The organism is Burkholderia anthinoferrum, assembly GCF_002925705.1.
Taxonomy (GTDB): Bacteria; Pseudomonadota; Gammaproteobacteria; order Burkholderiales; family Burkholderiaceae; genus Burkholderia; species Burkholderia semiarida.
Map to the genome: position 1 here is coordinate 70,476 of NZ_LFZP01000004.1, position 13,546 is coordinate 84,021.

At 69.5% G+C, this 13,546-nt stretch carries 13 protein-coding genes; 9 read left to right on the top strand and 4 right to left on the bottom strand.

Annotated elements, in window-relative coordinates; genetic code table 11:
• The first annotated feature begins 2 nt into the window (after window positions 1–2).
• Genes C5F75_RS02230 through C5F75_RS02245 form a run of 4 tightly spaced genes read left to right on the top strand, consistent with a single transcriptional unit; the run spans window position 3 to window position 4,123 of the window.
• On the top strand, window positions 3–920 hold the full coding sequence (locus C5F75_RS02230) for an ABC transporter permease subunit (RefSeq protein WP_006489141.1): 918 nt from the start codon (window positions 3–5) through the stop codon (window positions 918–920).
• Window positions 921–922: 2 nt separating this feature from the next.
• A complete protein-coding gene (locus C5F75_RS02235; protein WP_099316901.1) occupies window positions 923–1,972 on the top strand; it encodes an ABC transporter ATP-binding protein in 1,050 nt (349 codons plus the stop codon).
• The gene (locus C5F75_RS02240; RefSeq protein ID WP_059642483.1) at window positions 1,969–2,985 is read left to right on the top strand and encodes a peptide ABC transporter ATP-binding protein; all 1,017 of its coding nucleotides are present in this window, start codon (window positions 1,969–1,971) and stop codon (window positions 2,983–2,985) included. The genes C5F75_RS02235 and C5F75_RS02240 overlap by 4 nt, the downstream gene beginning before the upstream one ends.
• Window positions 2,978–4,123, top strand: a complete 1,146-nt coding sequence (locus tag C5F75_RS02245; protein WP_104011822.1) for a TraB/GumN family protein — start codon at window positions 2,978–2,980, stop codon at window positions 4,121–4,123. The genes C5F75_RS02240 and C5F75_RS02245 overlap by 8 nt, the downstream gene beginning before the upstream one ends.
• Before the next feature lie 572 nt (window positions 4,124–4,695).
• Here C5F75_RS02245 and pxpA read toward each other — a convergent pair.
• Genes pxpA through pxpB form a run of 3 tightly spaced genes read right to left on the bottom strand, consistent with a single transcriptional unit; the run spans window position 4,696 to window position 7,236 of the window.
• Window positions 4,696–5,460: a 5-oxoprolinase subunit PxpA gene (gene pxpA / locus C5F75_RS02250; protein WP_059642477.1), complete on the bottom strand. Its 765-nt coding sequence runs from the start codon at window positions 5,458–5,460 to the stop codon at window positions 4,696–4,698.
• Window positions 5,461–5,515: 55 nt separating this feature from the next.
• Window positions 5,516–6,583 (bottom strand): 5-oxoprolinase subunit C family protein, encoded by a 1,068-nt coding sequence (locus C5F75_RS02255; protein ID WP_104011823.1) that lies wholly within the window; start codon window positions 6,581–6,583, stop codon window positions 5,516–5,518.
• Window positions 6,580–7,236, bottom strand: coding sequence for a 5-oxoprolinase subunit PxpB (gene pxpB, locus C5F75_RS02260; protein ID WP_059642472.1), 657 nt, complete (start codon window positions 7,234–7,236; stop codon window positions 6,580–6,582). Before pxpB ends, C5F75_RS02255 begins: the two co-directional genes overlap by 4 nt.
• Before the next feature lie 149 nt (window positions 7,237–7,385).
• Here pxpB and C5F75_RS02265 point away from each other — a divergent pair, with 149 nt between their 5' ends.
• Window positions 7,386–7,898, top strand: coding sequence for a winged helix DNA-binding protein (locus C5F75_RS02265; protein WP_059583924.1), 513 nt, complete (start codon window positions 7,386–7,388; stop codon window positions 7,896–7,898).
• A 74-nt stretch (window positions 7,899–7,972) separates the two neighbouring features.
• Here the strand turns inward: C5F75_RS02265 and C5F75_RS02270 are convergent, their stop codons facing one another.
• A complete protein-coding gene (locus C5F75_RS02270; protein WP_059642468.1) occupies window positions 7,973–8,581 on the bottom strand; it encodes a 5-formyltetrahydrofolate cyclo-ligase in 609 nt (202 codons plus the stop codon).
• 8 nt (window positions 8,582–8,589) lie between these two features.
• On the opposite strand from C5F75_RS02270, the gene C5F75_RS02275 reads away from it, so the two are divergent.
• The 4 genes from C5F75_RS02275 to C5F75_RS02290 all read left to right on the top strand — a co-directional run bounded on the left by C5F75_RS02275 (window position 8,590) and on the right by C5F75_RS02290 (window position 13,504).
• Entirely contained in the window at window positions 8,590–10,542 is a 1,953-nt protein-coding gene (locus tag C5F75_RS02275; RefSeq protein WP_060966543.1) for a lytic transglycosylase domain-containing protein, read from the top strand.
• Between the two features lie 50 nt (window positions 10,543–10,592).
• Entirely contained in the window at window positions 10,593–11,552 is a 960-nt protein-coding gene (locus C5F75_RS02280; RefSeq protein ID WP_104011824.1) for a complex I NDUFA9 subunit family protein, read from the top strand.
• A 66-nt stretch (window positions 11,553–11,618) separates the two neighbouring features.
• Window positions 11,619–12,263 (top strand): glutathione S-transferase family protein, encoded by a 645-nt coding sequence (locus tag C5F75_RS02285; RefSeq protein ID WP_059583917.1) that lies wholly within the window; start codon window positions 11,619–11,621, stop codon window positions 12,261–12,263.
• Window positions 12,263–13,504, top strand: coding sequence for a multifunctional CCA addition/repair protein (locus C5F75_RS02290; protein ID WP_104011825.1), 1,242 nt, complete (start codon window positions 12,263–12,265; stop codon window positions 13,502–13,504). Before C5F75_RS02285 ends, C5F75_RS02290 begins: the two co-directional genes overlap by 1 nt.
• The last annotated feature ends 42 nt before the right edge of the window (window positions 13,505–13,546 follow it).

The following is a 13,546-nucleotide window of genomic DNA, read 5'->3' on the forward strand; positions in this document are numbered from 1 at the left end:
CCATGAGCAATCTGCAAAATACCCTGCCGACCGAATCCGCGCCGGCCGGCGGCCGTGCGCTCGCGCTGCGCGAGTTCTGGGCCAACTTCTCGCGCAACCGCGGCGCCGTCGGCGCGGGCATCGTCGTGATCGTGCTGATCGCAGTCGCGCTGCTCGCGCCGCTGATCGCGCCGCACAGCCCGGTCGAGCAATATCGCGACTACGTGAAGATTCCGCCCGCGTGGCTCGCCGGCGGCAACTGGCAATTCATCCTCGGCACCGACGAAGCGGGCCGCGACATCCTTTCGCGGCTGATGTTCGGCGCGCGGATGTCGTTCTGGATCGGCTTCGTGTCGGTCGTGCTCGCGCTGATTCCCGGCATCGTGCTCGGGCTCGTCGCCGCGTTCTTCCAGAAGTGGGCCGACACGCCGGTGATGCGCATCATGGACGTGCTGCTCGCGCTGCCGTCGCTGCTGCTCGCGGTCGCGGTCGTCGCGATCATTGGCCCGGGCCTCACCAACACGATGTTCGCGATCGCGATCGTCGCGCTGCCGGCCTACGTGCGCCTCACGCGCGCGTCGGCGCTCGGCGAGTTGCAGAAGGAATACGTGACCGCGTCGCGCGTGGCCGGCGCCGGCACGCTGCGCCTGATGTTCTCGCAGGTGCTGCCGAACTGCACGGCGCCGCTGATCGTGCAGGCGACGCTCGGCTTCTCGTCGGCGATTCTCGACGCGGCCGCGCTCGGCTTTCTCGGCCTCGGCGTGCAGCCGCCGACCGCCGAGTGGGGCGCGATGCTGGCCTCCGCGCGCGACTACATCGACAACGCATGGTGGATCGTGACGATGCCCGGCCTGTCGATCCTGATTTCGGTGCTCGCGATCAACCTGCTCGGCGACGGGCTGCGCGACGCGCTCGATCCCAAACTGAAACGGATGGCGTGAACATGAGCAGCCAGAATCTTCTGACCATCCGCAATCTCGCGGTGAATTTCAACGGCCTGCCCGCGGTCGACCGGATCAACCTGTCGGTCGCGCCGGGCGAGGTGGTGGGCGTCGTCGGCGAATCGGGCTCGGGCAAGAGCGTGACGATGATGGCGCTGATGGGCCTGATCGACGCGCCCGGCAAGGTGACGGCCGACGAGGTCACGTTCAACGGCGTGGATCTCCTGAAGGCGTCGCCGAAGGCGCGCCGCAGGATCGTCGGCAAGGACATCGCGATGGTGTTCCAGGACGCGCTGACGAGCCTGAACCCGAGCTACACGGTCGGCTACCAGATCAAGGAAGTGCTGAAGCTGCACGAAGGGCTGCGCGGCGACGCGCTGCACCGGCGCGCGCTCGAGCTGCTCGACCAGGTCGGCATTCCCGATGCGAAGAACCGCATCGCGTCGTTCCCGCACCAGATGTCGGGCGGGATGAACCAGCGCGTGATGATCGCGATGGCCGTCGCGTGCAACCCGAAGCTGCTGATCGCCGACGAGCCGACCACCGCGCTCGACGTGACGATCCAGGCGCAGATCATGGATCTGCTCGTGAAGCTGCAGAAGGAACGCGGGATGGCGCTCGTGCTGATCTCGCACGATCTGGCCGTGGTGTCGGAGGTCGCGCATCGCGTCGCGGTGATGTACGCGGGCGAGATCATCGAGACCAACCGCGTGCCCGACATCTTCCGCGCGCCGCATCATCCGTACACCGAAGCGCTGCTCGCGGCGATTCCCGAGCACAATCAGGGGGCGCGTCGCCTTGCCGCATTGCCCGGCATGGTGCCGGGCCGCGATGATCGCCCGTCCGGGTGCCTGTTCGCGCCGCGCTGCAAGTACGTCGTCGACGATTGCCGCAAGGCGCGGCCGGCGCTCGACACGCTGGTGCCGGCCAACGATGCGATGCGCGCGCGCTGCATCAAGCCGCTCAATGTTTCGAACCTCGACCTGACGGCTTTGCATGGGGCCGGAGTAAGCGCTAAAGCGCAAACTCCGGTCGACAGGAGTTCACGATGAATGTAAATCAAGAAGTCCGTGCCACGCCGCACGACGAGGAAGCGGTACTGGTGGCCGACGGACTCGCGAAACACTACACGGTGAAGCGCGGGATGTTCGGCCAGGGCACGGTGAAGGCGCTGAACGGCGTGTCGTTCTCGCTCAAGCGCGGCAAGACGCTTGCCGTCGTCGGCGAGTCGGGCTGCGGGAAGTCGACGCTCGCGCGCCAGCTCACGATGATCGAGGCGCCTACCGCGGGCAGCCTCGTGATCGACGGCAAGAACGTGGCCGGCGCGAGCCGCGACACGGTCGCCGACCTGCGCCGCCGCGTGCAGATGGTGTTCCAGAATCCGTTCGCGTCGCTGAACCCGCGCAAGACCGTCGAGCAGACGCTCGCCGAGCCGCTCGAGATCAACGCGAACCTGACGGCCGCCGAGCGCGCCGCGCGCGTCGCGCAGATCATGCGCACGGTCGGCCTGCGGCCCGAGCACGCGAAGCGCTATCCGCACATGTTCTCCGGCGGCCAGCGCCAGCGGGTCGCGATCGCGCGCGCGATGATCCTCGATCCGCGCATCGTCGTCGCCGACGAGCCGGTGTCCGCGCTCGACGTGTCGATCCAGGCGCAGATCCTGAATCTGTTCATGGATCTGCAGGAGCAGTTCAAGACGAGCTACGTGTTCATCTCGCACAACCTGTCGGTGGTCGAGCACGTCGCGGACGACGTGATGGTCATGTACTTCGGCAGCGTCGCCGAGCTCGGCGACAAGGCGACGATCTACGCACGGCCGCGCCATCCGTACACGCAGGCGCTGATGTCGGCGACGCCGGCGATCTTCGAGGAAGACCGCCGCGTGCAGATCAAGCTGCAGGGCGAACTGCCGTCGCCGCTCAATCCGCCGTCGGGCTGCGCGTTCCATCAGCGCTGCCCGTACGCGATCGAGCGGTGCCGCGTCGAGGAGCCGCAACTGCGCGAAGTGGACGGCCGGCGCGTGGCCTGCCATCGCGCCGAGGAAGTCGGGGAGGCGAATGCCTGAAGCGTTGGCGGCGCGCGTGTCCGGCGCGCGCCGTGCGGGGGCAGGCGGCGCGCGCGCAATGCGCGCGTACCGCGACGCGCGGCGCTGGAGCGTGCGTACCGTCACGGGCGCGGCGCTGGCCGGCGCGTGCGTGGCGGCCAGCGTCGTGGCCCCCGTCGAACCGGCGCGCGCCGAAGGGCGTGCGCCGGCGACCGCGCCGATTCATCCGTCGCAGGTTCCGCCGCCCGGCATGAGCCTGCCGGGCTTCCATGCGCCGGCCGTGTCCGACGGCACGGTGTCGCGCGGCACCGTGCGTGTGCAGCCGGCACGCATGCCGTTCTACGTCGCGACCAGGGGCAAGGTCACGCTCTACGTGCTCGGCACGCTGCACACGGGCGATCCGTCCGACTACCCGAGCGCGCAGCCGTTCCGGCCGCCCATCCTCGCGGCGCTCGCCGCGTCGCCGACGCTCGCGCTCGAGCTGTCGCCCGACGATCTGCTCGAATCGCAGGACGACGTGTCGAAGTACGGCGTGTGCCGCTATCCGTGCCTGCAGCGCCTGCTGCCCGAGCCGCTGTGGCAGCGGCTCGCGGCGCGCCTGCGCGGCAACCCGGCCGCGCTCGCCGAGATCCGCAAGATGCGGCCGTGGCTCGCGGCGCTCGTCGTCGAGACCTACGATTCGCTGTCGGCCGGCCTGCAGACCGAATACGGCACCGAGGCGCAGCTGCAGAACGTGTTCCTGAGGAAGAAGGGCGGCCGCGTGATCGGGCTCGAGACGCTCGCCGAGCAGATGCGCGCGTTCACCGGGCTGACGCTCGCGGAGCAGCGCGAGATGCTCGCGCAGGACATGGTGCAGACGCCCGCGCAGAACGCCGACGACATCAAGGCGCTGCACCGGCTGTGGCGAATTGGCGACGCCGATGCGATCTCGGCGTGGGCCGTCGCGAAGAGCGAACGGCTCGCGCGTTCGAAGGCGTTGTCGGCGTCGCTCGACAACAAGATCGTGTACGAGCGCAACCGGCGCTTCGTTGCACGGATGACGGCAATCGCCGCGCCGAACCGGCCGCTGTTCGTCGCGATCGGCGCGCTGCATCTGGGCGGCCCGCGCGGCGTGCTCGAATTGTTGCGCCAGCAAGGATACCGGGTCGACGCGAACTGATCGCGCCCGGCTGCCCGCCGTGATCATCCCCTGTTTGATCGACGACTCGCGCGCCGCGCGACGCGCCGGCGCGGTGGCGTCGGCCGATAAGGAAAACCCTTGAATCGTCGGAAAATAGCGTTTAAAACGATTGACATCCCGTTCGGCCGATCTCTATTCTTCATCCCACAAGTTGAAAAAATGAAAAGAATAGATAAGTTCTACGGGGTAGCAGAAATAAAGCGCGGGGTGAGCGTCGCCGGCACGTGAAGCACGTGCCGGCCGCGGAGAGTCTGCATGCACGGCGGGGCCAACGTCGTCTACAACACATGCATGCGGGCCGACTTGCACATAAGCGACGTTCCGTCGTCTGACCGGGGAAGGCAGTGATCGGGCGGCGGCGGACGTTTTTTAATCCGGAATATTTTTCCGGTCACCGTCGAAAGACGGTTTCGGGGGGGGAATCGACAGACGGCGAAGCCGCGGCGATTGCACCAACGGAAAAGCGCCGCGAGGGCGCTTTTTTCTTTGCCTCGACGAACACGTGCGGCCCGCGGCAATGTGCCGAATACGCCGAATACGCGAATGCTTCGTTACGCGCGTTCGTCGGCCTGCAGTGCGCCGGGCGCCACGACGTCGACACCGGCGGCCTCGAGCGCCGCGCGGATCCGCTTCGCGAACGCCAGCGCATGCGGCCCGTCGCCATGCAGGCAGACGGTCTGCGCATTGAGCGGCACCCACTCGCCGCTCAACGCGCGCACCTGCCGGTTGCGCACCATGTCGAGCGTGCGCGCGAGCACCGCGTCTTCGTCGTCGATCAGCGCGCCGGGCTGACTGCGCGGCACCAGCGAACCGTCCGCGCGGTAGCCGCGATCGGCGAACACCTCTTCCACCGCCGCGAGCCCCGCATGCCGCGCGGCCGCGATGAACACGCTATTCGCGAGGCCGAACACCGCGAGCGACGGATCGAAATCGTGGATCGCGGACACCACGGCGTCGGCGATCATCGGGTCGCGCGCGGCCTGGTTGTACAGCGCGCCGTGCGGCTTCACGTGCGCGATGCGCCCGCCCTCGGCCTGCGCGATCGCCGACAGCGCGCCGAGCTGGTACAGCACGCCCGCATAGATGTCGCCGGCCGGCAGCTGCATTTCCTTGCGGCCGAAATTCTCCGGATCGTGAAAGCTCGGGTGCGCGCCGATCGACACGCCCTTGCGCACGGCCCAGCGCACGCAGTCGCGCATCGCGTTCGCGCCGCCTGCATGCCAGCCGCATGCGATGTTCGCCGACGTGACGAGGTCGAGCAGCGCCTCGTCCGATCCGCATCCTTCGCCGAGATCGGCATTCAGATCGATTTCCATATGTTCCTCGTCCACTGGTTGCGTGGCGCGTCTTTCGCTGCTGCTTCCGCCATTGTCACGCCGCGCGCGATCCGGCGCGGCGGCGCGCCTCCTCGCGCATTTCGATCGCGACGTCGATCTGCCGCAGGTACGCCCGTTCCGCGACGAGGGCGGCACGCGCGGCACCGGGCGTCGTGCGCACGAAGCGGATCGGCAGGTTGAGCCGCGCCTGCGCGAGCTTCCACAGATCGGCGCGGATCACCGTGCCGATCTTCGGGTAGCCGCCGGTGGTCTGCGCGTCGTGCATCAGCACGATCGGCTGGCCGTTCGGCGGCACCTGGACCGTGCCGGGCAGTACCGCGTGCGACAGCAGCTCGACCGGCCGCTCGCGCGCGAGCTCGGCGCCGGCGAGGCGATAGCCCATCCGGTTGCTGTTCGCGGTGACGAGCCATTCCTCGTCCCAGAACGCCTGCTGCGCATCGGCCGCGAACGACGCGTAGTCGGGGCCCGGCAGCACGCGCACGGGCATCGCCCACGGCGCGTGCGCGGGGCGGTGACGGCGCGGCGGCTCGTCGACCCGCACGAACGCGCACCACGCGGGCGCCTTCACGCCGAATTCGGGCGCATCGGGCGCCAGGCAGCCCGCGCCGGCCGGCGGCACGCCGACCGGCAGGCGATCGCCGTCGCGCAGCGCGCGGCCGCCGAGGCCGCCGAAGCGCGACGCGAGATCGGTGCTGCGCGAGCCGAGCATCGGCAGCACGTCGATGCCGCCCGCGATGCACAGGTAGCCGCGCATCCCGCGTTTCGCGGCCGGCAGCACGAGCGTCTGCCCGGCGTCGACCGGCAGGCTCCACCACGCGTGCACGGGCTTGCCGTCGAGCGTCGCGCCGAATTCGGTGCCGGTGATCGCGATGCGCGTGGCGCGCGGGAAGCGGAACGCGGCGGGGCCGATCGTGATTTCGACGGCCGCGGCGTCGGGGCGGTTGCCGACGAGCCGGTTGCCGACCTCGAGCGCGAGGCCGTCGAGCGCGCCGCCCTGCGCGACGCCGAGATGGCGCATGCCGCGGCGCCCGAGATCCTGCACGGTCGACAGCGGCCCGGCCCGCACGACTTCGATGGTGCCCGGTGCGTTGCTCTGGGTCATCGTGTGTGGACTCCGGCGATGGTGAAGCGTACGCGGTCGCCGGGCAGCAGCAGCGTCGGCTGCGGCCGCGCCGGATCGAACAGCACCTGCGACGTGCGGCCGATCAACTGCCAGCCGCCGGGCGACGTGGCCGGGTAGATGCCCGTCTGCGCGCCGCCGATGCCGACCGAGCCGGCCGGCACCTCGAGCCGCGGCGCCGCGCGGCGCGGCGTGTGCAGCGACGCGTCGAGGCCGCCCAGATACGCGAAGCCCGGCTGGAAGCCGACGAAGAACACGACGTAGGCGCCGCCCGCGTGGCGCGCGACGACTTCATCGGCCGACAGGCCCGTGTGCGCGGCGACGGCGGCCAGGTCGGGGCCGGCGGCCCCGCCGTATTCGACCGGAATCTCGACCTCGCGGCCGTCGGCGTGCTCGACGTCGGCCGTCTCCCACGCGTCGCGCAGCGCGGGCGTGAGCGAGTCGGCCGTCGCGGCGAGCGCGTCGAACACGATGGTCAGGTTGTTCATGCCGGGGACGACGTCGATCACGTCGGGCCATGCGCGCGCGGCCTCCGCCACGGCCCAGACGCGGCGCTGGCAATCGAGCGTGGCGGGCGGCGGCACCTCGCAGACGAGGGCGGCATCGCCGAGCGGATAAATGCGGGGTTGCGTCATCGGACTGGCACGGTTCGGACGGCAATGTTAGCGCACATTGTCAATAAAATATCGACAACTTCTCAATAAGCGTTTTCGCCTAGCTCGTCGGCCGGGGCTTCTGGCGTACACTCGGGCACATCCTGTCATCCGGCTTGCGCCGCCTTTCCATGAAGCGTCCTGCGACCAAGATCGTGTCATCCGAACACCTCGTTTCCGAATCGAGCGCGGAGCTGTCGGAGCTCGAATACGGGCTCATCATGGCCGGCAACGCGTTCAACCGCTGGATGGTGCGCTGCATGTCGGCGGCGGGCGCGAAGGACATGACGGCGGTCGAGGTCTCGCTGCTGCATCACGTCAGCCATCGCGAACGCAAGAAGAAGCTCGCCGACATCTGCTTCGTGCTCAATATCGAGGATACGCACGTCGCGACCTATGCGCTGAAAAAACTGATCGCCCGCGGCTATGTGAAGAGCGAGAAGAGCGGCAAGGAAGTGTTCTTCTTCGCGACCGACGCGGGCCGCGAGCTGTGCCTGAAATACCGCGAGGTGCGCGAGCACTGCCTGATCGAGACGCTGAAGGACAGCGGCCTCACCAACGAGCAGATCGGCGACGCGGCGCAGTTGCTGCGCCACGCTTCGGGCCTCTACGACACGGCCGCGCGCGCGGCGGCGTCGCTGTAGGCGCCGGCGCAAAGCGGCGCGCGCGGCGATGCGCTCACGGGCGCATGGCGACGATCGCGGCGCCGCGCGCGGCATTATCCGGCGCCCGGGTAAAGCGCGCCGTCGGTGACGATCCAGCGCAGCGCGAGATCGTGCGCTTCGGCCGGCAGCGCATCGACGCGGCATGCTTCGTACGCGATGCCGACCGTCACGGGCAGCGCGTCGCCCGGCCACGCGGCGAGCGTGCGGTCGTAGTAGCCGCCGCCGTAGCCGAGCCGGTAGCGCTGAAGATCGAATCCCACGCAGGGAATCAGCAAAAGATCGGGCACGACGACGATTCCCGACGCCGGTTCGGGAATCCGGTGATGGCCTTCGCGCATCGGCGTGCGCGCATCCCACGCGTGGAACGCGAGCGGCGTGTGACGCTCGCCGATCACCGGCAGCGCGGCGCGCCGGCCGGCGCCCGCCGCGCACCATGCGAGCACCGCGTCGCGCGCATCGAATTCGCCCGGCAGCGGCCAGTAGAACCCGACCGTGCGCGGCGCCAGACGGTCGAGCAGCGCGCGCAGCCGCGCGTCGAGCGCGGCGTTCGCGGCGGGTTGCGACGCGGCGTCGCGACGGGCGCCGGACAGCGTTTTGCGCAGCGCAACCTTCGGGTTCGGCACAGGGTTGCGTGCTATGCTTTCGCTCACTTCGTGCTCCATTCAAAACGATGTCGAACAGCCTTTTCCGAGTATATCGCGCGCTCGCGCTGACGCTTTCGGCCGCCGCGCTCGTCGCGGGCACGGCCGCATGCGCCGCACCGAACGACGACACGCTCCCCGGGGATGACCAGATCTTCGTGCAGCTTCGCGAAGCCGCACGCCGCAACGACGCCGCGAAGGCCGCGCAGCTTGCGTCGATGATCCCGAACTATCCGGTTCCGTCCTACGTCGAGTATTTCCAGATCAAGCCGCAGTTGTTCGATTCGACGGGCCGCGCGCGCGTCGATGCGCCGGACGCGCCCGTGCAGTCGTTCCTGCAGCGCTACGACGGGCAGGCGATCGCCGATCGCCTGCGCAACGACTACCTGCTCGTGCTCGGCGCGCGTCACGACTGGCGCAATTTCGACGACCAGTACAAGCGCTTCGTGCTCGACGACGACACGCAGGTCAAGTGCTATGCGCTCGAATCGCGCGCGGCGCGCAACGAGAACGTCGCCGACGCGGCGCGCGCGCTGCTCGTCGAGCCGAAGAACTACGGCGACGCGTGCGTCGACCTGATCACCGCGCTCGCCGTCAACCAGCAGTTCACGAGCGACGACGTGTGGCAGCAGGCGCGCCTCGCGTACGAGCAGAACTACACGACGCTCGGCGGCAAGATCGTCGACGCGCTCGGCCCGCGCCCGGCCGGCTTCGACCAGGCGACGAGCGCGCCGCCGCTGTATCTCGCGCGCGGCGTCGGGCCCGACGCCGCGTCGCATCAGCTCGCGCTGATCGCGCTCGGCCGCATGGCGCGCAACGATCCGGACGCGGCCGCCGGGATGCTGACGACGGTCGCGCCGTCGCTGACCAAGCAGGAACAGGCGATCGCGTGGGGCGCGATCGGCTACCAGGGCGCGATCAAGCGCTCGCCGATGGCCTCGGTCTGGTATGCGAAATCGGCGAACGCGCCGCTGTCGAACCCGGGCTACGAATGGCGCACGCGCGCCGCGCTGCTCGCCGGCAACTGGCCGATGGTGCGCTGGTCGATCGAGCAGATGCCGCCGTCGCTGCGCAACGATCCGGCGTGGATCTACTGGCATGCGCGCGCGCTCAAGCAGAGCGGCGACACGCTGCAGGCGAACCAGGAATTCGAGCAGGTGGCCGGCCAGTTCAACTTCTACGGGCAGTTGGCCGGCGAGGAGCTCGGCCAGCGCACGACGATTCCGCCGCGCACGAAGGTGAGCGACGCCGAGATCGACGCGATGAGCAAGATCCCGGGCTTCGCGCTCGCGCAGCGCTTCTATGCGCTGAACCTGCGCCTCGAAGGCAATCGCGAATGGAACTGGCCGCTGCGCGGGATGACCGATCGCCAACTGCTCGCGGCCGCCGAATACGGCAAGCGCGTCGAGCTGCTCGACCGCACGGTCAACACGGCCGACCGCACGAAGGCCGAGCACGACTTCACGCTGCGCTATCCGTCGCCGTACCGCACGACCGTCGAGCGCTACGCGCAGTCGACGGGCCTCGACGTCGAGTGGGCGTACGGGCTGATCCGCCAGGAATCGCGCTTCATCATCAGCGCGCGTTCGTCGGTCGGCGCGGGCGGCCTGATGCAGCTGATGCCGGCGACGGCCCAGATGGTCGCGAAGAAGCTCGGCATGGGCACGATCTCGCGTGCGCAGATGCACGACATCGACACCAACATCCAGCTCGGCACCTGGTATCTCGCGGACATCTACAACAACTTCGACAGCTCGCCGGTGCTCGCCACCGCCGGCTACAACGCGGGCCCGGGCCGGCCGCGCCAGTGGCGCCAGGTGTTGACGCAGCCGGTCGAAGGCGCGATCTTCGCGGAGACGATTCCGTTCAACGAGACGCGCGACTACGTGAAGAACGTACTGTCGAACACCGTCTACTACGCGGCGCTCTTCGAGGGCAAACCGCAGTCGTTGAAGAAGCGTCTAGGCATGATCTCGCCCTGATACATGAACTGCCGCGCGAGACGCGGCAGTGTTCTTTCGAGGCCCACATCATGGATCGCCAGACCGTCGCGCTGCTGGGCGGCACCGGCTTCATCGGCAGCCGGCTCGTCAATGCGCTGATCGACGCCGGCAAGCACGTGCGGATCGGCACGCGGCGGCGCGACCACGCGCGCCACCTGCAGATGCTGCCGGTCGACATCGTCGAGCTCGACGCGCTCGACACGCGCACGCTCGCGCGCTTCGTCGCCGGCGCGCACGCGGCGATCAACCTGGTCGGCGTGCTGCACGGCGGGCGCGGCACGCCGTACGGGCCGGGCTTCGAGCGCGCGCACGTCGCGCTGCCGGCCGCGCTCGCGACGGCCTGCACCGAGGCCGGCGTGCGGCGTCTGCTGCACATGAGCGCGCTCGGCGCCGATTCGCACGGCGCGAGCATGTACCAGCGCTCGAAGGGCGACGGCGAAGCCGCGCTGCATGCGATCGCGGCCACCGATTCGCTCGCGCTGACGATCTTCCGTCCGTCGGTCGTGTTCGGCCCGGGCGACGCCTTCCTCAATACGTTCGCGACCCTGCAGCGCACGGTGCCCGTGCTGCCGCTCGCGATGCCCGACGCGCGCTTCCAGCCGGTGTTCGTCGGCGACGTCGTGCGCGCGTTCGTCAACACGCTCGATCTCGCGGGCGCGCACGGCAAGACCTACGAGCTCGGCGGCCCGACCGTCTACACGCTCGAGCAACTGGTGCGCTACTGCGGCACGCTGGTCGGCCGGCAGGCACGCATCGTGCGGCTGCCCGACGCGCTTGCGCGGCTGCAGGCAAGCGTGTTCGAATGCCTGCCGGGCGAGCCGGTGCTCACGCGCGACAATCTCGCGACGATGTCGGTGCCGAACGTGCTGTCGGGGCCGCTCGCGCCGGAACTCGGGCTCTCGCCCGCGAGTCTCGAAAGCATCGCGCCCGCGTATCTCGGCGAAGCGACGGAACGCTCGCGGTTCGACTGGTTCCGCTCGCGTCGTTAGCCCGCGCGCCGGGCAACGTCGGCCGGCCCCTTTCTTTTCCTTTTTCGCGTTTTCGGGAACCCCGTCATGAAGCTCGTCATTGGAGACAAGAACTACTCGTCGTGGTCGATGCGGCCGTGGCTGCTGCTCGTGCATTTCGGCATCCCGTTCGACGAGATCGTGGTCGAGCTGCGTCGCGACGACACGGCCGCGCGCATCCGCGAATACTCGCCGACCGGCAAGGTGCCGTGCCTCGTCGACGATCACGGCTCGGCGATCTGGGATTCGCTCGCGATCGCCGAGACGCTCGCCGAGCGCTATCCGCAATTCCCGATGTGGCCGGCCGACCCGCTCGCGCGCGCGCATGCGCGCTGCATATCCGCCGAGATGCATTCGGGCTTCGCGGCGCTGCGCACGCAGATGGGCATGAGCATCCGCGCGTCGATGCCGGGGCGCGGCGCGACGCCGGAAGCGCTCGCCGACGTCGCACGCATCGACGCGCTGTGGAGCGAATGCATCGAGGCGTCGGGCGGGCCGTTCCTGTTCGGCGAATTCGGCATTGCCGACGCGATGTACGCGCCCGTCGTGATGCGCTTCAACACGTACGCGCCGGCGCTGTCGCCGGAAGCCGCCGGCTATGCGGCGCGCGTGACGGCGCTGCCGGCGGTGCGGCAGTGGATCGACGGTGCGCGCCGCGAAACCAACGTGATCGCCGAATACGAGCCCCAGTGATGAACATCTACGCAGTAGGCGGAGCGATCCGCGACGAATTGCTCGGCGTGTCGGTGCAGGACCGCGACTACGTGGTGGTCGGCGCGACGCCCGAGCAGATGACCGCGCAGGGCTTCCGGCCGGTCGGCAAGGATTTCCCGGTGTTCCTGCATCCGCGGACGCAGGAGGAATACGCGCTGGCGCGCACCGAGCGCAAGACGGCGGCCGGCTATCACGGCTTCCAGTTCCATTACGCGCCGGACGTGACGCTCGACGAGGATCTCGCGCGGCGCGACCTGACGATCAACGCGATGGCGCGCGAGGTGAGCCCGGATGGCGCGCTGGTCGGCCCGGTGATCGACCCGTTCGACGGGCAGGCCGACCTGCGCGCGCGCGTGTTCCGGCACGTGAGCGACGCGTTCGTCGAGGATCCGGTGCGGATCCTGCGCATCGCGCGCTTTGCCGCGCGGTTCGCGGATTTCACGGTCGCGGACGAAACGCTCGCGCTGATGCGGCGCATGGTCGACGCGGGCGAGGTCGATGCGCTCGTGCCCGAGCGCGTTTGGCAGGAAATCGCGCGCGGGCTGATGGAGGCGAAGCCGTCGCGGATGTTCGCGGTGCTGCGCGACTGCGGCGCGCTCGCGCGCATCCTGCCCGAGGTCGACGCGCTGTGGGGCGTGCCGCAGCGCGCCGATTACCACCCGGAAGTCGACACCGGCGTGCACGTGATGATGGTGGTCGACTACGCGGCGAAGCAGGGCTATTCGCTGGCGGTGCGCTTCGCGGCGCTCACGCACGATCTCGGCAAGGGAACGACGCCCGCGGACGTGCTGCCGCGCCACGTCGGCCACGAAGGCCGCAGCGTCGAACTGCTCAAGCCGTTGTGCGAGCGGCTGCGCGTGCCGAACGAATGCCGCGATCTCGCGCTGGTGGTCGCGCGCGAGCACGGCAACCTGCATCGCGTGATGGAAATGGGCGCGGCCGCGCTGGTGCGGCTCTTCGAGCGCAGCGACGCGCTGCGCAAGCCGGCGCGCTTCGCCGAGCTGCTGCAGGCTTGCGAATCGGATGCGCGCGGCCGGCTCGGGCTCGAGGCGCAGCCGTACCCGCAGGCCGAGCGGCTGCGCGTCGCGCTCGCGGCGGCGCGCAGCGTCGATGCCGGCGCGATCGCGCGCGGCATCGGCAGCGACACGGAGAAGATCAAGGATGCCGTGCACCGCGCGCGGATCCAGGCTGTCGCGCAGGCGCTCGCGATCGGCGAGTAGGCGGCGCGGAACAGCGCGCAGGGCGTGCGCGCCCGTCGGCCG